This window comes from Dietzia sp. MNB45 (assembly GCF_051994785.1).
GTDB lineage: Bacteria > Actinomycetota > Actinomycetes > Mycobacteriales > Mycobacteriaceae > Dietzia > Dietzia kunjamensis.
Map to the genome: position 1 here is coordinate 2,374,828 of NZ_CP163397.1, position 19,890 is coordinate 2,394,717.

At 63.8% G+C, this 19,890-nt stretch carries 18 protein-coding genes and 1 pseudogene; 9 read left to right on the top strand and 10 right to left on the bottom strand.

Features of this window, described 5'->3' with window-relative positions:
* Together AB5G72_RS11335 and AB5G72_RS11340 are read left to right on the top strand one after the other, a co-directional pair.
* Positions 1-1,491, top strand: a complete 1,491-nt coding sequence (locus tag AB5G72_RS11335) for a complex I subunit 4 family protein (protein WP_007626381.1) — start codon at positions 1-3, stop codon at positions 1,489-1,491.
* Positions 1,492-1,512: 21 nt separating this feature from the next.
* Positions 1,513-2,928, top strand: a complete 1,416-nt coding sequence (locus AB5G72_RS11340) for an NADH-quinone oxidoreductase subunit N (RefSeq protein ID WP_043565818.1) — start codon at positions 1,513-1,515, stop codon at positions 2,926-2,928.
* A 174-nt stretch (positions 2,929-3,102) separates the two neighbouring features.
* Here AB5G72_RS11340 and AB5G72_RS11345 read toward each other — a convergent pair whose 3' ends face one another.
* The 5 genes and pseudogenes from AB5G72_RS11345 to resB all read right to left on the bottom strand — a co-directional run bounded on the left by AB5G72_RS11345 (position 3,103) and on the right by resB (position 7,237).
* Positions 3,103-3,531: a four-helix bundle copper-binding protein gene (locus AB5G72_RS11345; protein WP_007626378.1), complete on the bottom strand. Its 429-nt coding sequence runs from the start codon at positions 3,529-3,531 to the stop codon at positions 3,103-3,105.
* Positions 3,532-3,641: 110 nt separating this feature from the next.
* Positions 3,642-3,842: pseudogene (locus tag AB5G72_RS11350) on the bottom strand (ATP-binding protein); the annotation flags it as partial.
* Positions 3,841-4,350, bottom strand: coding sequence for a DUF2771 family protein (locus AB5G72_RS11355; RefSeq protein ID WP_007626376.1), 510 nt, complete (start codon positions 4,348-4,350; stop codon positions 3,841-3,843). The gene AB5G72_RS11355 and the pseudogene AB5G72_RS11350, both read right to left, overlap by 2 nt.
* 239 nt (positions 4,351-4,589) lie before the next feature.
* Positions 4,590-5,594 carry a c-type cytochrome biogenesis protein CcsB gene (gene ccsB / locus AB5G72_RS11360; protein WP_017836393.1) on the bottom strand — a complete coding sequence of 335 codons (1,005 nt, stop codon included), beginning with the start codon at positions 5,592-5,594 and terminating at the stop codon, positions 4,590-4,592.
* The gene (gene resB / locus AB5G72_RS11365; RefSeq protein ID WP_096907181.1) at positions 5,591-7,237 is read right to left on the bottom strand and encodes a cytochrome c biogenesis protein ResB; all 1,647 of its coding nucleotides are present in this window, start codon (positions 7,235-7,237) and stop codon (positions 5,591-5,593) included. Before resB ends, ccsB begins: the two co-directional genes overlap by 4 nt.
* Positions 7,238-7,555: 318 nt before the next feature.
* On the opposite strand from resB, the gene AB5G72_RS11370 reads away from it, so the two are divergent.
* Together AB5G72_RS11370 and AB5G72_RS11375 are read left to right on the top strand one after the other, a co-directional pair.
* Complete coding sequence (locus tag AB5G72_RS11370; protein WP_096907180.1) at positions 7,556-8,254, top strand: response regulator transcription factor; 699 nt, start codon at positions 7,556-7,558, stop codon at positions 8,252-8,254.
* On the top strand, positions 8,251-9,408 hold the full coding sequence (locus tag AB5G72_RS11375) for a sensor histidine kinase (RefSeq protein WP_119192606.1): 1,158 nt from the start codon (positions 8,251-8,253) through the stop codon (positions 9,406-9,408). The genes AB5G72_RS11370 and AB5G72_RS11375 overlap by 4 nt, the downstream gene beginning before the upstream one ends.
* Before the next feature lies 1 nt (position 9,409).
* Here AB5G72_RS11375 and AB5G72_RS11380 read toward each other — a convergent pair whose 3' ends face one another.
* A complete protein-coding gene (locus tag AB5G72_RS11380; RefSeq protein ID WP_154828158.1) occupies positions 9,410-10,036 on the bottom strand; it encodes a M23 family metallopeptidase in 627 nt (208 codons plus the stop codon).
* A gap of 652 nt (positions 10,037-10,688) precedes the next feature.
* Between AB5G72_RS11380 and AB5G72_RS11385 the strand changes: the two genes are divergently transcribed.
* The 3 genes from AB5G72_RS11385 (at position 10,689) to lnt (ending at position 13,271) form a co-directional block, all read left to right on the top strand.
* On the top strand, positions 10,689-11,117 hold the full coding sequence (locus AB5G72_RS11385) for a hypothetical protein (protein ID WP_244200922.1): 429 nt from the start codon (positions 10,689-10,691) through the stop codon (positions 11,115-11,117).
* Entirely contained in the window at positions 11,114-11,479 is a 366-nt protein-coding gene (locus AB5G72_RS11390) for a cytochrome b5 domain-containing protein (protein ID WP_017836387.1), read from the top strand. The genes AB5G72_RS11385 and AB5G72_RS11390 overlap by 4 nt, the downstream gene beginning before the upstream one ends.
* 313 nt (positions 11,480-11,792) lie before the next feature.
* Positions 11,793-13,271, top strand: coding sequence for an apolipoprotein N-acyltransferase (lnt, locus tag AB5G72_RS11395; protein WP_319026992.1), 1,479 nt, complete (start codon positions 11,793-11,795; stop codon positions 13,269-13,271).
* A gap of 158 nt (positions 13,272-13,429) precedes the next feature.
* On the opposite strand, the gene AB5G72_RS11400 is transcribed toward lnt, so the two are convergent.
* From AB5G72_RS11400 to AB5G72_RS11415, 4 genes are all read right to left on the bottom strand, one after another.
* On the bottom strand, positions 13,430-14,428 hold the full coding sequence (locus tag AB5G72_RS11400) for an SURF1 family cytochrome oxidase biogenesis protein (RefSeq protein WP_187352351.1): 999 nt from the start codon (positions 14,426-14,428) through the stop codon (positions 13,430-13,432).
* Positions 14,429-14,594: 166 nt separating this feature from the next.
* The gene (locus AB5G72_RS11405) at positions 14,595-15,338 is read right to left on the bottom strand and encodes a M23 family metallopeptidase (RefSeq protein WP_081470571.1); all 744 of its coding nucleotides are present in this window, start codon (positions 15,336-15,338) and stop codon (positions 14,595-14,597) included.
* Between the two features lie 270 nt (positions 15,339-15,608).
* Complete coding sequence (locus tag AB5G72_RS11410) at positions 15,609-16,493, bottom strand: cation diffusion facilitator family transporter (RefSeq protein ID WP_440219911.1); 885 nt, start codon at positions 16,491-16,493, stop codon at positions 15,609-15,611.
* A gap of 51 nt (positions 16,494-16,544) precedes the next feature.
* Positions 16,545-17,737 (bottom strand): IS3 family transposase gene (locus tag AB5G72_RS11415; protein ID WP_440219912.1). Its coding sequence is split into 2 segments (ribosomal slippage): positions 16,545-17,450 and positions 17,453-17,737, totalling 1,191 coding nucleotides; the frame shifts between segments, so codons are not numbered across the junction.
* A gap of 295 nt (positions 17,738-18,032) precedes the next feature.
* On the opposite strand from AB5G72_RS11415, the gene AB5G72_RS11420 reads away from it, so the two are divergent.
* Entirely contained in the window at positions 18,033-18,686 is a 654-nt protein-coding gene (locus AB5G72_RS11420) for a TlpA disulfide reductase family protein (RefSeq protein ID WP_154828163.1), read from the top strand.
* On the top strand, positions 18,683-19,537 hold the full coding sequence (locus tag AB5G72_RS11425) for a cytochrome c biogenesis CcdA family protein (RefSeq protein ID WP_440219913.1): 855 nt from the start codon (positions 18,683-18,685) through the stop codon (positions 19,535-19,537). The genes AB5G72_RS11420 and AB5G72_RS11425 overlap by 4 nt, the downstream gene beginning before the upstream one ends.
* Positions 19,538-19,890: the final 353 nt, after the last annotated feature.

The following is a 19,890-nucleotide window of genomic DNA, read 5'->3' on the forward strand; positions in this document are numbered from 1 at the left end:
ATGCTCAGTCTGATCGTCTTTCTCCCCTTGGCCGCCGCCGCCGTCCTGGCCGCGGTGCCGGCGATCGGGCCGGCGGCCGCGCGATGGGCGTGGATCGCGGTGAGCGTGCTGGAAGTGCTGCTGGTTGCCGTGGTGTGGGCCGGCTACAAGGACCCGGGACCGAACGGGCTGGCGTTCGAGGAGCAGGTGCCGTGGATCCCGGGGGTGGGCAGCAGTTACCACGTGGGCATCGACGGGCTGTCCCTGCCGCTGGTGGCGATGACGGTCGTGGTGTTCTTGGCGTGCGCTGTGTACTGCCTGCGGGATTCGGACCGGCCGCGCGTGCAGGCGGCGCTATTTTTGTTCCTGCAGAGCATGAGCCTCGGCGTGTTCGTTTCGGCCGACCTGATCCTGTTCTTCGTCTTTTTTGACCTGTCGATCGTGGGAATGTACTTCATCATCGCCGGGTGGGGCCACGGCAATGCGGCCCGGTCGGCGCTGAAATTCTTCCTCTACACGTTCCTGGGGTCGCTGGCCCTGCTGCTGGGTTTCATCGGGCTGTATGTGTTCTCGGCGCCCCACACCTTTGACATCCCCGAGCTGGTCGCCGCACCCCCGCTGGCCGGTGAGCCGCTCGCCGGGGGGCTGGTGCTGGCGGCGATCCTGGTGGGCTTGGCCGTCAAGACCCCCACCGTGCCGTTCCACACCTGGCTTCCCCCGGCCCACACCGACGCCCCGGCCGCCGGCTCGGCCGTCCTGGCGGGGGTGTTGCTGAAGATGGGCGCGTACGGCTTCGTGCGGATCGCCATGCCGATGCTGCCCGAGGTCTGGCGGGCGTGGGCCTGGGTGATCGTGGCTGTGGGAATCGTCTCCGTGCTCTACGGCGCACTGGTGGCGCTTGCCCAGACCGACCTCAAGCGGATGATCGCCTACACCTCCGTCAACCACATGGGCTACATCGTCCTGGCCCTGGGTGCGGCCGGGCTGCTGGTGGAGGGTGCCGAGCAGGCCCGGTCCGTGGCGGTCACCGGCGCGATGGTGCAGATGGTCAGCCACGGACTGATCACCGCCGCCCTGTTCTTGCTGGCCGGGGTCATGCAGAGCCGGGCCGGGACCTACGACCTGGGTTCCTATGGCGGGCTGGCCGGCCCCGCCCCGCGGTACGCGGCGCTGTTCGCGATCGGCGCCTTTGCCTCCCTGGGCCTGCCCGGGTTCTCCGGGTTCATAGCCGAGTTCCAGATCTTCGCCGGCAGCGTGGCCGTGGCCCCGGTGACCGCAGTGGCGCTAGTGGGCATCGTGATCACCGCCGCCCTGTTCCTGCGGGCCCTGCAGCGGGTCTTCACCGGGCCCGCCGCCGGGCGCTCCCCCGGGTTCGCGGACCTGCGGGCGCACGAGCTGTGGTCGGCCGGCCCTCTGCTGGCGCTGTCCGTGCTGATCGGAGTGCTGCCGCTGGTGCTGCTCGGGGTGATCGAGCCGAGCTCGGCCGCCCTCGTGGAACTGGTGGGACGGTAACCCGTGGACGCCTCCATGCAGATGAGCCCCGGGCTGCTGCTGCCCGAGATCATCGTCTTTACCGGCGGATTGGCGGTGCTACTGGGCGGATCGTTCCTCCCCCGGCAGCGCCAGTGGATCGCCCGCGCCGCGGCCGCCCTGGCGCTACTGGGCGCCGCGACCGCCGCCGCGGTGGCTATGGCCGGGCCTGCGCAAAGCGCCTTTGCGGGTACCTTTGCCGTGGACACCGCCACCGGCGCCGCACGGGTGATAGCCACCCTGGCCACCCTGCTGATCCTGGGGGTGGCCTCCGGGGAGCTCAAGGACTCCCCGCGCGAATCCGACACCTACGCCCTGCTGCTCTTCGCCACCGCCGGGGTGATGGTCCTGGCCGGGATCACCGACCTGTTGGTGCTGATCGTGGGATTCCTGCTGGCCAGCATCCCGCTGTACGGGATCATCGGACTCACCGGCGGCCGCTTGGGCGCCGAGGCGGCGGTCAAGACCTACCTCATGGGGGCGCTGTCCGGGATCCTGCTGATGCTGGGCGTCACCGTGCTCTATGCCCTGGCCGGAGGCACCGACTACGCCCTGCTCCGGGAGGCGTTGCCCACCGCACCGGACGCCGCCGTGGGGACAGGCATCCTGGGGGTGCTGGCCGGGCTGCTGTTCAAGGCCGGCGGGGTGCCGATGCACTTCTGGGTGCCCGACGCCGCCCAGGGCTCCGGGGTCACCGCCGCCACGTTCCTGACCACCGTGCCCAAGGTGGGCGCGCTGGTGGCCGTGTACCGGTTGGTGGCCACGGTCTCCGCCGAAGAGCACTCCTGGTTGCTCGTCGCCGCCCTACTGGCCACCGCCTCGATGTTCCTGGGCAACCTGGCCGCCTACTGGCAGACCGATCCCCGCCGGCTACTGGGCTGGTCGACCGTGGCGCAGGTGGGGTTCCTGCTGGTGCCCGTGGCCGCAGCCGGGCGCAGCGACCTGGCCCTGCCCTCGCTGTTGTTCTACCTGGCCGCCTACGCCGTGACCAACGTCGCCGCCTTTGCCGTGACCGCTGCCCTGCCCGAGCACCGGACGCTCGCCGAATACCGCGGGCTGGCCCGCTCCCGCCCAAGGTTGGGACTGACCGTGCTGGTGGCGCTGCTGGGGCTGGTGGGCACCCCGCCCCTGGCGATCTTCGTGGGCAAACTGACCACCGCCACCGCCGCCTGGGACGGCGGTCACGGGTGGCTGGCTCTGGTGGTGGTGGTCAACAGCGTGATCAGCCTCTTCTACTACCTGCGCTGGTTCGCCCCCGTCTTCGCCCGACCCGACTCCCAAGCCGCCGAGTTCCCCGGACGCGGCGGGATGGCCGCCTGGCCGGCCGTCACGGCCGCGGTCGCCGCGACCGCGAGCCTGGCGCTGGGCGTCCTGGCCGGTGTCCTGTGGGCTGCCCTCGACGGCCCCGGGATCCTGTAGGGCTGGGAGCGGCAGCCTTCCCCAGCCGGAAGGGGCGTCGAGTAGGTGCGGGAGGGAGCCGGGGGCCGTACAGGAGAGCCCGCTTATAGGAGAGAACCCCCTAGATCGTCGGTTGTCGCCGTAGGACCTAAGTCGCACACCCAGTCGAGCAACGACTACAGCGGCGCCGCGGGTTCAGCCAATGGCGCTGAGGAGGTCGCTGCAGGCCTTTTCGCAACGACGGCAGGCGTCAGCACACAGCTTGCAGTGCTCGTGCATGTCGGCGTGAGCCTCGCAGTCTTCGGCGCAAGTAGCGCACGCGGCACGGCAGGCCTTGAGCAACTCGGTGACCACGGTCAGGTTGCTGCCCGTTCGGCGACTCAGGACGGAAGCGGTGGCGACGCAGACATCGGCGCAGTCGAGATTGGTACGGATGCAGTTCCGCAGGTCGGCAACCGCCTCTTCTGCCAAGCAGGCGTCCGCGCCGTGCGGGGAATCAAGGTAGGTCCGGTGCCAGCGACGCATGAATCGTGGCCCCAGGCCGGGGAAGAAACCGGCCGGTAGCTGTTCAACGTGCAACTGCGCGGTCGCGCCGAGATCAGCGATCGTGGCGTACCGCAGCACGAGATCGTCCTCCGTCGCCGGTCCCGGCCGTGGGCAAGGCGCCGTCCGCGCACGGTAGAGCAGGCGGTAGCGCCACGTCGGTCGACACATAAGCTGACTCCCTTCTTCGGTCAAATCAGACCGGGCCCGGCCACTTGCGCGCCGGAAATGCCGGCTCGGTTAGTGGGAGAGCGGCCAGAGCTCGGAAACTCGACAGTGAAACTTGCATCTCGGCCGGGCCCGTCACTGTGCGCTCGAATGTTCCCGCCGTGGGCTTCGACGAGTGCGCGAGTGATGGTCAGGCCGATACCGCTGCCGCCACTGGGGCGCTCAGTCCTCGTAGACGAAGGACACGGACCATTCGCCGTTGAGGATCGACGGCTCACCGGCTTTGTCATAGAAGATCGGGACCGACCGGATGGCTAGGCCCTCGATGGGGCCATGCTCCGGGGTGCTCACCGGAATGAGTAGCTCGCCGGCACCGCCAGCCTCGACGATGTACTCGTTGGTACCGCCCTGACGCACCTCGTAGACGTTCATCGTCGACTCGCGCAGCTCGGTGGACAATCGGACGGTCAGTGTGTGCTCGCTGCGCACCACGAATTCGGGCACCGGGTTGGTGAAGGAGTTGCCGTCCAGGTCGGTCGCGGTGAAGGGCAGAGCCTTGACGGTGCTGCGGTCGGTGGCCACGGTGATCTCCGACAGCACACCGAACCGGGCTTCCGACCCCTTCCACGCCCCCAGGATGGCGGCGATCATGATGATCATCCACGCCAGGATCGCCCAGGTGGCCGGGCGGACACGGCGGCCGGTCAGTTCGGATTCATTGCGGGAGCTCACAGTTTCGTTCTGCCGATCTCTTCGTAGTCGGACTCAGGGAGCCACCGGCTTCCCCGAGGTGCCGCGAACGGTTCCACCTAGCCCAGTGTGGTTACCCGGCTCGCCTCGCACGGTGCCAAAAAGCGTCTCCTGCCCGAGTCGGACCGGGGCGATAGCCGGCCCCGTTTCTTTCATTTCGCGGAGTTGGATGCTGCGCTTTCTAAAGCAGATATCGAGGCTGCGAAGTGCTCCTCAACCGTTCAGTTCAGGCCAGCATAGGAGTGCAGACCGGAGACCACGATGTTGATAAAGAACAGATTGAAGATGAGCACCGCAAACCCGGCGAGGTTGATCCAAGCGGCCTTCTTGGGGCCCCAGCCACTGGTGGCGCGGGCGTGCAGATAGCCGGCGTAAAGGACCCAAGAGACGAAGGAGGCAGTCTCTTTGGGGTCCCAGCCCCAGAAGCGACCCCACGCGCCCTCGGCCCAGACAGCGCCCAGCAGGATGCCCACGCTGTAGATCGGGAATGCGATCACAGCGGTGCGATAGGCCAGTCGGTCGAGAGTGTCGGCATGCGGTAGTGGGCGGGAAAGCCCAGAGCTCCAGCCCGTTTCCTGACCCTGCGGTTGCCACACCCGGATCAGGTACATGATCGAGGCGACGCCGGATATCAGCAGTATGGCCGATCCCAGCGAGATGATCGAGACGTGGATGGGCAGCCAGTACGACTGCAGTGCCGGCACGACGGGAGAGGCTTCGGAATACAGGTTGGTGCCGCCGAAAAACAGCAGGATCAGAACCGGTACCAGTACGAATGGCCAGGCCACCTGTAGGGCCGGCTTGCGCAGGAAAATCAGCCCGGCGCCCACTCCCAGCAGCGTGGTGGCCAGAATGAACTCGTACATGTTGCCCCACGGGAAGCGACCTGTGGCCACCCCGCGCAGGATCAGCGCAGCCGCTTGGAAGAGGAAGGCGATGATGATGAATAGCTGTGCGATCCGTGCCCAGCGGACACTGCCTGCGGACTCACGGTCCTCGTCTCCGGTGTCGGTGAGAGAGGTTGATTCTGTGAGCCCGGGCCCACCGGCACCCACTAGGTTCCGGCTTGATTTAGTCACCTTGGCTACCCGGAATCCGGCGTAGTAGATCAACGATGCGACAAGCGCCAGCACGTATAGACCGAACGCGGACCTATACGCCAGGTCGCTGTAGGTGGAGAGCGTCTCGTTGACAGGCAGTCCCTGCGCGAGAATTACAGTGTTCACCGGATGTTGTCCTTCCACGAAGCGTCGGGGTCGGCGCCTCGACTAGATGCAGTGTCGCTAGGTTCGGGCAAGACGGGTGTAGCAGTAGCAATGGTGGCCAGCCGGTCCCGGAGGTCGTCGAATTCCCGGCCCCAGCCCGATCTGTCCGTCTTAGCGAGGCCACCCAGGTCGACGCGGGTCGCCTGGGCCCCGTCGACAATGACCCGTGCCCAGATCCTTCGGCGACGGACCATCAACGACAGGACGAGTCCACCCACCATGACGGCAGCGAACACGCCCACCCAGATCTGAGTAGGGTCCTCCGAGACCTGGATGTTGATGAACTCGTCGGCTCCATCGAAGCGAACCTCGGTGCCATCGGGCAGGGTCGTGGATTCGCCGGGCATGAGGTTGACGCGGGCCCTACGCTCCAACGCGCCCGACTCCATTAGGTCGGGGTCCAGCGAGAAGATCGACTGTGCGCCGCCATTGTCCAGGCCGGCGTTGCCCTGGTAGACGTCGATCGCCACCGCCGGGTCGTCCATCCGCGGGAAACGGGAGCTGAGTATGTTGCCGTCGAACGAGGCGGTCGGTGCGAACAGCCCCTGGATGGCGATCTGCTGCTCAAGGCGATCGTCGATGTCCGGGTACATGCCGGCTGGCGGATCAAAGCGCATGATGCCGGAGGAGAGAAAAGTCAACAGGTCCGTCGGTTGCCACTGCACTGTGTCTGTACGGGTCTCGCCGTTGGGGAACGTGACCGTGAACGTGGGCGCGAAGCCGTGACCTTGGAGGTAAACACGAGTACCGCCGATGCGCAGCGGGTGGTTGACCTGCAACGTGTAGGGATCCCATGTGTCTGGATCGGTGGTAGTGACCTCCTCACTGAAGCGAATGTTGGAGGTGAACATCTCCGCCTGGCCATTGGGTAGATAGTCGGTACGGAAGTCTTCGACCTTGATACAGAACGGCGCCAAGTCAGTGCCGTCTACCAGCAGACCTGCCCGGAACGAGTCGTACGCACTAGGCGTGGTGTTGCAGAAGGCCGGCGCTTCCTCGTTGGCGATGATCACCCGCATGCCCTCCGCGTACACGAACTTGCCGGCCGCGAACGCGATCAGCAGGAACAGCAAGCCGAAGTGGAATACGATGTTGCCCACCTCGCGCGCATACCCGCGCTCCGCGGACAACTCGATGCTGCCCGACACGCGACCGTCCCCGTTGTTGCGACGGACCCGCCAGCCCTTGAGGCTCTTTTGGACCTGGTCCGCGGCCTGCTCCGGCGTGGCCGTGGTCCGGTACGCCGCATGATGCGGCAGGCGCGCAAGGTTACGCGGGGCGAGCGGCGGCCGGGCCTTGAGTTGTTTGACCAGATCAATCGACCGCGGTGTCAGGCAGCCCACCAGCGATATAAACAGCAACACGTACACGGCTGTGAACCACCAGCTGGAGAACACGTCGAACAGCTGGAGCTTGTCGAAGAACTCCCCCAGCCAGCCGTTGTCCGCGATGTACTGATTGACGTTTCCCTGGTTGAGGCTGCGCTGCGGCAGGAGTGCCCCCGGTATCGCCGCCACTGCCAGCAGAAATAGCAGAATCAATGCCGTGCGCATCGCGGTGAGAGTGCGCCATGAGTTCCGCAGGAACGCGGTGACCGGAGCCATCCTAGGCACTGATATGAGTCCCCTCTGCCGTTCCCGGTGCGACGAACCGGAACGAGGGGCAGCTTCGGTGGGGCGTCACCGGCTTCATAGCATCATCAGCACCGCTGTAGCACGCATAGTCACATCTGGAGATTGTCCTTCGCCGACCCCATTGATTCGGTGGGGGTTTGATGAAGGTCTGATCAAGATCAAGCATGCGATAGGCGCCAGTGGCAGACCTACGACGATGATTGAGGCCTTATGTTCACATCCGATTCTCGAGACGCCGGACCTGAAGGTGAGTCACCGACCACGCGCGCGACCACAGGGCTGCGGGCGATGGTCATCGAAGATGAGCGTGAGCTCGCCGATCTCATCGGTACCTATCTGACCCGCGAGGGCTTCGACATCACGATCGTTCACGACGGGCAGGATGCAGTCGACCTGATCCGGCAGATTGATCCCGACGTCGTCGTGCTAGACCTCGGCCTTCCGCGACTGGACGGCGTCGAAGTGTGCCGCCAGTTGCGTACCTTTTCCGATGCGTATGTCGTCATGCTCACCGCCCGCACCGAGGAGGTCGACACCCTCATCGGACTGTCCGTGGGAGCCGACGACTACATGACCAAACCGTTCAGCCCACGAGAGCTCATGGCCCGCATCCAAGTCATGCTGCGCCGTCCTCGATCGTCTACAGCCTTACGCTCCCCGTCCGCGGCCTCCGAACGCAGAGAGCTGCGAAGGATTGGGGCACTGGCGATCGACGTCGAAGGCCGCGCGGTCACCGTCGACACCACCCCGGTTCAGTTGACCAGGACCGAGTTCGACCTCTTGGCGGCACTGACGCGAGACCCCGGCTTGGTGCTGTCCCGGACGCAGTTGATCAGTGCCATCTGGGGGCCTGACTGGGTCGGCGACACGCACCTGATTGATGTCCACATCGCGCACCTCAGACGCAAGCTCGGAGACACTGCGTCCCGGGGCGCGTACATCCGCACCGTCCGCGGTGTCGGCTACCGCACCGGAGATGGTCAGTGAGCCGGATCGATCTGGGTGACAACGTGACGCGCCTCAAGCGGTGGTTCACCACTGCCACCTTCGGTACCCGGCTACTGGCGGCGCTCGCTTTTGTGATGATCGGTTTCGCAGTCAGTGCCTGGGTCGTCGCCGCAATACTTGCCCCCGGGATCTTCCACGAGCATCTGGAGATGGCCGGACTGTCACAGAACTCCTCCGAAGCAGCCCATATGGAGGAGGCATTCAACTCGTCAATGATGCTGTCTTGGTCGATCGCACTGGCGGTATCGGTGATCTTGTCGCTGGCTGTCAGCGGCTACATCGCCCGCCGCGTTCAACGATCGATCACCCCGGTCACCCGATCAGTCCAGCAGATCTCCGGTGGACAATACGACTCACGAGTGCACGAGCCGAGAATAGGTCGTGAATTCGACGATCTTGTCGTCAGCTTCAACGAACTGGCACGACGACTAGATGCCACCGAAACCACACGCCGACGGATGCTTTCAGATCTCGCACACGAGTTGCGGACTCCCCTGGCCACGCTCGAATCCCACCTTGAGGCGATCGAAGACGGTGTCCGTGCACTCGACGACGACACGCTGCGCATTCTGCGTACCGCGACTGGTCGGCTAGGCCGGCTCGCTCACGATGTCAGCGCAGTGTCCCGAGCCGAAGAACACCTCACGCGTCTCATCCCCATCGGTACCGACACTCGCAGCATTATCGCGGCCGCGATCGAAGCCCTGCGCCCCGAGTACTCGCACAAGAATGTGATGCTCCAAGCGCGTATTGATCAGGCAATACCGATCACTGTCGACAGTGATCGAATCAACCAGGTCCTGACCAACCTTTTGCACAACGCGCTCCGCCACACCGATTCAGGTGGGATGGTCACCGTCACCAGTCGCCTACACGAGGGGAACGTGGAGATCACTATCGCCGACACTGGAGAAGGCATCGCAGCGCAGCACCTCGACCACATTTTTGACCGCTTCTACCGCGTCGACACCGCACGCGACCGGGCACACGGAGGAAGCGGCATCGGACTCACCATCACCCGTGCACTCGTCGAAGCCCACGAAGGCCATATCCGCGTTCACAGTGACGGGCTCGGCCGCGGCGCCCGATTCACGATCTCCTTACCGCAGACCCCGGCTCATTCCAAGGGCTGACTCAGTTGGTCGCGATACCGTTTTGCCGGAGCCACTCGATGGGGTCGGCGCGCTCCCGTCCCTCGTTCAACCACACCTCGAAGTGCAAGTGTGAACCGGTGGAAAAGCCACGACTTCCCATGAGGGCAATCGTCTGTCCAGCCTGTATACGCTGGCCCGTGGACACGAGAACCTCTTCCATGTGTCCATAAACGGTCATCGTGCCCTCATCCGACAGCAGTCGGACCCAATTGCCGAACCCTTGCGCCGGGCCGGCATCGATGACGGTCCCGTCAGTGGCCGCCACGATCGGGGTTCCGATCGCGTTTGCGATATCGATGCCGCCGTGGAGCGAGCCCCAGCGTTGGCCGAACTCAGACGTGAGGGTCCCGACTGTCGGCATCGCTGCTGTTGGACGGCGCGCGGTCTCCTCGGCAACTTGTCGGCGAGCGTCGATTTCGGTGCCTGCCGCCAATGACGACACCATGGCGGCAGCGCTCTCCAGCGGGAGGTCGCCTTGCACCGCAACGGGCCCAGGCAGTTCAGCCGGGGGAAGGGCTATGTCTCCAGACTGGCCAGCAGGACTGATCGACTCCTCGTGCGCGATGAGGTGAATGTGCTCACCACCAGCTTCTGCGTGCTGGTCCACTAGAAAACTTATCGAGGACACGATGGCCCCGGCGGCGACCGTGACGACGACGACCTGATCATGTAACTCGGGCCGGGCGGAGGGTTGGCGATGCGTACCGCCACCTCGAGGGCGACCAGAACTCGCCCAGATGTCGACAGTTAAAGGGTGTGCCTTGCGGCGTGCACGTCTTCGCTCCACTGTCGCCGTGTCTCCCCTGCCGCTATACCGTGATGGTTTCGTGATGTGACTTTTGCTCGAACTTAGACGAGCAGAGTCCGCCGTCGCAAGAAGTGGGGGCCTCGTCACCCGTGTCGAAGAACGACCGGGAGCGGCCCCCACCAGCGTGCATCGTGCCTAGAGTCTCCCTCTGACCACAGCCTCTGGCAGCGTTCATCAAGCTGCCTGTTGCGAGTGTCAGGGACTACGTGGGCGACATGGGAAGGCCTTCGGAAGCTGGACGTCCTGACAGGCTTCACCCAGGTTCACCCCAACTGGCCGCGCACCAAATCAGCACCGCGTCAGCGACCGTCACGTCCGGGATCTTGATCAGACCTTCATCAAACCCCGACCGAATCAAGAGGTCAGCACAGCACAATCTCCAGATGTGACAGTGCGTGCGGCATTGGGGGACAAGTGGGGCGGGTCGCCAGCCGCCTCCCACCACGAAGAAGTGGACGAGCAGCTCGAGAAAGGGAAAGTGTCGCGATCACAAGATTTACAGATTTCCGGACGATTGTTGTTGCTCGCACGAGCGGTGGCCTTGTTGACGGTCAGCGCCCTCGGACTTCTCTTCACTTCGGCAGGGGTGCTGGTCCAGGACGGCACCAGTCTGGACGTCCACAGCTCGGCCGCCATCGCCCTTCATGTCCTCACCGGCGTGCTGGCTCTGGTTCTAGGGTGGCGCGCGTGGGCTACGCGGCGAGGTCGCTGGGCTGCAGTCGTCGCCCTCGTCCTGTTCGGGGCCACGTTCGCCCAAGCGAGCTTAGGGGGCAGTTCGACCTTGGCATTCCACATCGGCGTAGCACTGGTGCTCACGGTCCTGTGTACGTGGCTGGCCGCCTGGACTTTCGGTAGATCACTATACGAGGAGATCGAATGAGACTGCGCAGGACACTCACCGCCTCCGGCTCCACCGCCGCCCTGCTCCTAGCTGTGGGCTGCGCCGGGAACGACACGGGCGCGCCAGAACAGGCAGAGCAGCTCCAGACGGGCGAGAGAGCCGAGAAACAGGTCACGATGGCCGAGGTCCAGCAGAACGATTCGACCGACTCGTGTTGGACCGTGATCGAGAACATCGTCTACGACCTCACCGCGTGGGTCGACCAACACCCGGGCGGGCCGGACCGGATCGAGCAGCTGTGCGGCACAGACGGGACAGAGAGTTTCACCGACCAGCACAGTGGAGCGTCCCAGCCACAATCGCGGCTCGCCGAGTTCCAGATCGGCCAGCTCGCCGGGTGACCCGGCAGATATGCTTCCGATCCGCTCTGTGCGTCCCGGTCGGAGGCATGTGCCGGGCCCCGCTCCGGGGCCGCGCGCGTGGACTCAGCGAGGCCGTGAACGGGTTCGATTCGCTCCCCCCGCGACCTCTGCGGAAGACGAGAGCGCACCTCGCAAGCGTGACATGACAACACGACAGAAGAACCGTGGGCCGCAATCGGTGGTACTGCCAGCAGTCGACCTCAGGATGGGCGGGGTTACCCGAAATCAACCGCAGTCAACGCCTTCCCGGCGGTGGCTAAATAGTCACCCCGTCGGCCGTGCGCTTGGTCGAATGGTGTCGTCATTGGGCGCAGGAATACTGCTGTACACCAGTTTCCCGCCTCTATCCTTGTGGTTTCTCGCCCCGGCCGGTCTTGCCATTTTGGTCCTGTCGATCCGAGGGATCAGCGTGCGCGGCGCATTCGGATTGGGATACCTGGCTGGTCTCGGGTTCTTCGTACCTTTACTGCCCTGGGTGGGGGTTTATGTCGGCGCTGTCCCCTGGCTAGCATTAGCGGCGCTACAGGCCGTGGCAGTCGCTGTCTTCGCTGGGGCCACCGCACTGGTGGCGCGGCTGCCCGGGGCTGCACTGTGGATCGCGTGCTGCTGGGTGGCCACCGAAGCCGTTCGAGCGCGCCTGCCCTTCGGTGGGTTTCCCTGGGGCCGGCTGGCGTTCGGTCAGACTGATGGACCATTGCTGGCGATCGCTCAGATCGCTGGGGCGCCAGGGGTGAGCCTGTCCGTTGCACTGGTGGGCAGTGCAACTGCTGCAGTGGTCGTCGGACTTGCTCGGCGCTCCGCCTGGCGCTCGGTGTTGCTACTCGGGGCGGTGCTTGTGACCGCCTCTGCACTCGGCTCGATACCCGTCTCTACCGCACCAATCACCACCCCCTCTAAAACGGTTGCCCTAGTCCAGGGCAACGTGCCCCGACTCGGTCTGGATTTCAACGCGCAACGGCGCGCTGTACTGGACAATCATGTGGCTCGTACCGACGCTCTCGCCACCGAGGTCGCAGCGGGGGTGAAGCCCGCACCGGATCTGGTGATCTGGCCGGAGAACGCATCAGACATCGACCCGTTTCGCAATGCCGACGCTGCAGAACAGATCGATGCGGCCACAGAGGCGATCGGCGCTCCGATCCTTGTGGGGGCGGTGGTGTCCACTGGCTCCGGTACCACCCGAAATACAGCGCTGGTGTGGGAGCAAGGAACAGGACCTGGCGATGCGCACGACAAAAGACGCCTGGTTCCATTTGGTGAATATCTGCCAATGCGATCGATCGTGAGCAAGCTCTCGCCTTATGCCGCGCAGGCGGGCAACTTCGTGCCCGGTAACGGCGATGGTGTGGTGACCATCGATGAGACACCGCTCGCTGTGGCCACCTGTTATGAGGTCGCGTTCGATGATCTGGTGGCCGAGTCGGTTCGGTCGGGGGCGCAGTTGATCGCGGTACCAACGAACAATGCAACCTTCGGCGATACCGACATGACCTATCAGCAGCTGGCGATGTCGCGGCTGCGCGCTGTCGAACACAACCGCACGGTGGTGGTAGCGGCCACCAGCGGTGTCAGCGCGATTATCGCGGCGAATGGCGATGTCCTCGAGCAGACCGAAATGTTCACTGCCGATGCCCTCGTCGCACAGGTCCCGCTCAATACCGAGTTCACACTTGCCACCCGATTACGTTCAATTCCTGAACTCATCATCACGGTCACCGCAGTATTCGCGATGCTGGTGGGGTGGATTGCTAGCCGCCGTCGGCGGGGCTGAGATCCCCGGCCATGAGTGCGCGCCGATATCGGGAGCGGACCCGTCGTCGGCCGGGCCGGCTGCAGGCGCTCAACGTGAGCATGTCGGGCAGGGCGCCGAGGGCGAGAAATTGATGAGCTCCCGCGAGGTAAGGGCGAGAGCCAGCTCGAGGATTGGACTCAGTAATCGAGCCTATTTCTCGGACGTAGACGCCGTCGGCGTTCAGCCTCAAATCTGGTGCCGTAGCGATCACGAACGGTCATCGTTACGAGGCGGTCATGGGCCACTGCCTCCGTGGCCGCATCCACCTCAGCAATATGACCGGATACGACATCAGGATCGATATCCCTGTCACCAGGTCCCACAGCACCGTCGCCTAGGCTGCCTTGCTCGTCGTTGCCCTGGCTACGTTGGCGGCGCCGCTCCCGGATTTCACTCCACAGAAAGTAGCCAAGCCCAATTGGCGCTAGAACTCCGAATGCAAGCCATTGAAGCCCATAGGACAGGTACGAACCCGCCTCGACTTCCGGTATCGGAGTTGGCTCGAGTGATCCTGGTTGACCTCCGGGGAGCTGGAGATGATAGCCAGCAAGATCGAGATCCAGAACCCGACCGATCGTCGAGGTTTCAATGGAGCGCACCATGTGACGATCGTGCAGAACTATCGGTTCGGCCGGGGTGTCGGTGGGCATTCTGAGCCTGGCGGTGATGGTCACTGGATCGGCTACCGCGGCCGGGTAGGTCGGCACCGTGTTGTTCTCGCCAACGCGAACCCATCCACGATTAATAAGCAGATCATCGCCGCCCTCGGTCCGAAATGCGGTGAGAACTTGGTAAACCTGTTCCCCGTCGACAGCTTGCTGCCGCAAGAGCACTTCGTCTTCGGGCAGATAGCGACCGGTTACTGTGACCCGATGCCACTCGGATTCGTCCAACGGCGCGTCCCGCGCCGTCAATTCCGTCAACGGCACTGGATCGGCTTCGACGCTGTGAAGAAGTTGGGAATTGCGCGTCTTCAAATCCTCGTTCTTGCCTAACTGCCATGGCGCCAACAGTGTGAAGCACGTATAGACGAACAGTGCGACGGCGATGAAGGAAATCAACCACCCCGGCGTCATCACGCGAAAGACCCTCTGCACGCCGTTCACGGTAGGCGGTGATGGCAAGACGGTCGGCATCGGGGCCCTCCTGTCGGCACCAGCTCCGGCGATCATTAATCGTGCCCGCCTCCCGCCACTGTCGGCAGGGATGGTTCCGATCCGGCGAGATCAGCGTGTTGCGTGCCGAATTGTGGCATCCGGGCCTGGATCGGAAGTGTCGAGCAGCAGGTCGTTGTCTACGTCCTCAGATGACGACGCCGTTCGCGGCCAACCATGACACCGAGTCGATCCACTGGCCGGCGGGATTCCGTACGCCGAAGTGCACATGCGGACCAGTCGAGTAGCCACGGTTACCGACTTCACCGATCACCTGGCCGGCGGTGACCTGCTGGCCTTCGGTGACGTAGTTGGCATTGTTGTGGCCATACTCCAAGAGATAGCCGTCATCGGTCTTGATGCGAATCCATAACCCATAACCGGAAGCGGGGCCGGAGGCCACGACCGTGCCGGACTTGGCTGCATACAAGGGTGTGCCGATCGGCGCAGCGATGTCGGTGCCATTGTGGTTAGCGCCCCACCGCGAGCCGAAGCCAGAGGTGATCGTTCCATCAGTCGGCCTGTGAGCTTGGCTGGCGACCGAAAACGCCGAAGACGACGACTGAGCAGTATCGAATCCGAGCGCCTGGCTCAGCCCGGGGGCCTGACTTGCATACTGGCGGACCGCGTCAGCTCCGATGCCATAGCGGGCGGCAGCCTCTTCGACCATCTGTCCGACGTGCTCGGGATCAGACGATTGGGCAGCGGCCACAGGGGCGACACTAAGCGCCGCGCCACCGGCGATTGCGGCGCCAGCCAGCGTGGTGGCGGCGATCCGGCCCACTCCCCTGGATCGGTTGGCGCGATGACGCCCACCAGCAGAGATGCGGTGGCCCACACCAAGCGAGTCCATGAGATCGGCGAACGGAACGCTCTTGGAGGAGCTCGACATGATTGATTCCTTCAACTTAAGCGATGGTCGCAGCTTCATACCGACGACCACTGGAGACTCCCGAAAAGGTAACAGTTGCATATCGTCCTGTCACGGAGAGTTTCCTGAGAATCCAGAAATCAGCAGTTCATACGCCATTTGTTAATCATCTACGGCATCGCCCGACCGTTACCCCGACGTGATTTTTGGTTCGAACGCGGGCCGGCCGGAGCCACCCCGCAATCGTCCCGGGTGACTAAACCGCGATCAACGCAAGCAGGATCAAGGTCCTTACTCCTGCCCCCTCCTCGTACCCGCCGCACGTGTGATGTCGATCGCTGCTGCCGCAGACTCATCGGGACAGTCGGTCTCCACCTGCACAGTAGAAAAGAAGAAGCCGTACCGATCCTGAAGCAAGTTGGAGGCGGATTGGAGAACGATCTGCGGATCGGCACTTGCGGAGGTGCGCAGGTGGCCGGAGAACACGAAACGTCCACTGGTTAGTGCCCAAGCATGGGCATGATGGACGTCTTCCACCCCATCTATCGCTGCCAGGTCTTCAGTCACGTCAGACAGGTAGACCTCGTCGGGTGTGCCCTCCATGAGCAGATGGGTGGCGTCGCGCAGGATGCTCCAGCTTGCCCATACAAGCACGAAGCCGAACGCCAAACCGAGCAGCGGATCGATCAGCAAGAACCCGGTGAACTTGATCACTAGTGCGGTGACGATGATGAGCAGGCTGCCGACGAAGGTCTGGATGATGTGCCACAACGCGCCACGAACGTTCATGTCGCTGCGGCTTTGTTTCCAGATCAGGCTCAGGGCAACGATTTCGGTAAGCAAGCCTCCCGCGGCTGCCCACAGCATGGGCGTCGTGGGCAGGTCAACCGGAGCATTCATGCGCATGGCAGCCATCACGATCACCACCATCGCCATGATTAGCAGGAAACCGCCATTGACCAGCGCGCCTACGATCTCGGCGCGGTACCAGCCAAAGCTGCGATTTTCGTCTGCGGGGCGGCGGGCGAGTCGAGCAGCGAAGATGGCGACTAGGACACCACCGACCGCCGAGAAGGTGTGAAAAGCGTCCGAGATCACCGCAACCGAGCCGGTCCACAGCCCGATCGCCAACTCGATGACGAAGTAGATTCCCGTCAGCCAAGCCGAGATAGCCATGCCCCACCCACGAGCCTGCGGGACTGCTGCACGAGTAGGTGACAGGTTGGGTCACGCAGCCTGAGTGGCTGGCGTGGTCATGATGGTCTCGAACTCAATGGGGGTCAACCGGCCGAGAGCGGCTTGTCGACGTCGGCGGTGGTAGGTCCTCTCGATCCATGTCACGATCGCGATCCGCAGCTCTTCGCGGGTGGCCCAGGTACGGCGGTCGAGGACGTTCTTCTGCAGCAGCGCAAAGAAGCTCTCCATGGCTGCGTTGTCGCCGGCGGCGCCGACCCTGCCCATGGATCCGACGATGCTGTGGCGGTTGAGGGCGTGGACGAACTTCCTGCTTCGGAACTGGCTACCTCTGTCTGTGTGGACTACGCAGCCGGCCGCATCGCCACGCCTGGCGACGGCGTTGTTGAGCGCGGCGACCGCGAGCCGGGACTTCATCCGGGAGTCGATCGAGTAGCCCACGATCCGGTTGGAATAGACGTCCTTGAACGCGCAGAGGTAAAGCTTGCCCTCTGCGGTCTTGTGTTCGGTGATGTCGCCGATCCACAGCTCGTTCGGAGCGCCCGCTTCGAAGACGTGCCGGATCACGCCGTGCTTGTCGAGCACGGCGCACAGGTCGTCGTGGACCGGTGAGCCGGGCTTCTTCGCCTTGCCCTTCTTGGGCTTGCCGAACGCCGACCACCAGCCGTTGGACGAGCAGATCCGCCACGCGGTCCGCTCTGCCATCGACTGGCCGGCATCTCGGGCCTCGTCGAGGAGGAACCGGTAGCCGAACTCCGGATCGTCGCGGTGGGCCTCGAACAGCGCGTTGGCGCGGTAGGCCTCCTTGAGCTCGGTGTCAGTGACCGGCTGCGCGAGCCAGCGGTAGTAGGGCTGGCGAGCGATCTTGAGCACCCGACACGTCACCGTGACGGGGACACCGTCACCGGCCAGCTCTCGGACGAGCGGGTACATCATTTTCCCGGCAGGTTCGCCTGCGAGAGGTAGGCGGCCGCGCGGCGAAGGACCTCGTTCTCCTGCTCGAGCAGCCGGATCCGCTTCCGCGCCTCCCGTAGCTCGGCGTTCTCGGTTGACGTCGTGCCGGGCTTCTTGCCGTCCTCGACGTCGGCGGTCTTCATCCAGTTCGTCAGGCACGACTCGCTGATGCCGAAGTCGGCGGCGATCTGCTTCAGGTGGACGCCCGGCTCACGGCTCCTTGCGACACGAACGACGTCGTCGCGGAACTCCTTGGGGTACGGCTTTGGCACGGTATACATCCTTCCAGCGGCACCGTTCGGCACCACAGATCAGATGTCACCTAATCGTGCAGCAGTCCCTGCACCTGCCCGTGTCCACCATGCCCATGCGCCATGGGGGTCTCCTTTTTTGCACTCGGAATCCGGTTCTCGTGTCAGCTGCACACTGTGCATCGGTCTCGCGGTGCCCACAGCTTCTCTTGGGAATCTTGATCAGACCTTCATCGAACCCCGACCGAACCAATGGGGTAGGGGCGGCACAATCGTCCGGTGTGACTGTGCATGCAAGAGTGGTGCTGATGCTGTGATGACGACGAATGTGTTCGGCAAGGGTGCGCAGCCCGGTAGCTGGGGCAGACGGGCAAGATGCCAACTGGCCGCAGTGGTGGTGAGTTCGCTTGTACTTACTGGCTGCGCTAGCGGCACTGATGCCGTCGCTTCAGGTGAGACGTTCGATTTTGTCAGCCCGGGCGGCCAGATTGAGATCTTCTATGATCCGCCGGCGGACCGCCAGAAGATCGCGCCGATGTCTGGCCCGGAAGTAGTAGATCCGGAGGCCACTGTGGCGGTCGCAGACTTTCCTGGCGAGGTGGTGCTGATCAACCTGTGGGGTCAGTGGTGTGCTCCCTGCCGGACGGAAACCGACGACCTGCAGCGACTACAGGACAAGTACCAGGCGCAAGGGTTCACCAATCTCGGCGTCAACTTGCGCGACCCGAATCGGCAAAAGCCTGTCGACTTCATCAAGGACAACGGGGTCACCTATCCCTCAATTTGGGACCCATCGCAGGCCGCGGTGGCAGCGCTACATGGTTTCCCCACCTCGGTGGTGCCAGCGACACTGATTCTCGACAAACAGCACCGAGTCGCTGCGGTATATCTAGCAGAGGTCACCGACACCCAGTTGGAGCCGGTCATCGAGAGACTGCTGGCCGAGCCTGCTGAAAGCGACGCTGCATGAACACGGTGCTGATCGCGCAATCCATTGGCCAGACGTTCCAACAAACAGCTGCTTCCGGGCCTCTACTTCTCGCGTTGGGAGCATGTGTCCTTGCGGGACTCGTCTCGTTCGCCTCGCCGTGCGTAGTCCCGCTCGTGCCCGGGTATCTGGCATATATGGCCAGCATCGTGGGTGCAGAGCGCCCGGCGGTGACCGTGCAGGCCGCCGAGCAACGCCGCGCCGAAGCCAGCACGCTCACTCTTGAACAGCAGCGTCAGCGGGTGTCATCGCGACGACGAGTCGTCCTCGCCGCGGTGCTATTCGTTGCTGGATTCACGGTGGTCTTCGTGCTGCTGTCGGCGATGGTGCTGGGCACCGTGCAATACCTCGCCCCCCAGCAAGAATTGCTGCAGCGGCTCGGCGGTGTGGTGACCATCTTGATGGGTCTGGTGTTCATCGGGGCCATACCCGCCCTCCAGAGGGACACTCGAATGCAGCCGAAAGCGCTTTCCACCTGGGCGGGCGCGCCGCTACTTGGCGCCGTCTTCGCCCTGGGATGGACGCCGTGTCTCGGACCGACGCTGGCAGCGGCGTTGTCGGTGGCCGCCGGAACCGGACTCGACGCCGCACGCGGAGTACTGCTCATCGTGGCGTACTGCCTGGGGCTCGGACTGCCTTTTATCGTGGTGGCCTTCGGTTCGACGAGAGCCATCCGCACGGTGGGCTGGCTGCAACGACACACGCGAACGATTCAGATCGTCGGCGGCATCATGCTCATTGTCGTCGGAATCTTGCTGCTCAGCGGCATATGGACGCAGTTCGTGTACTGGCTCCGCGACTTCGCCGTCTCAGACATTACTTTGCCGATCTGACAGTGCTCCGATGGTCTCTCCTAACTCGAGTCGAGTCTGTCTGTCCGAAAAGAACCTTGATCGGATCTTGACGAAACGATGACCCAGATCTCGCATTTCGCCCCGCAGAATCGAGTTTCTAATACAGGCAAGGAGTTGAGTCTGATGGGGTGGTTTTACGGTATGAACTGGATCGACATCGTCCTGTTGATCGCGTTCGTACTCGGTTTCTGGGCGATGGTTCTGGCCTTGACGACCAGTCTTTTCGGAGGGCATCGGCACCTACGCGGGTCTCACTCTCCTGCTACTGGGGTCGTCTCTTCCGGTATCTCTTTCGGATCTCACGTAGGGACCGCGACTTCGCGAAACGCCGA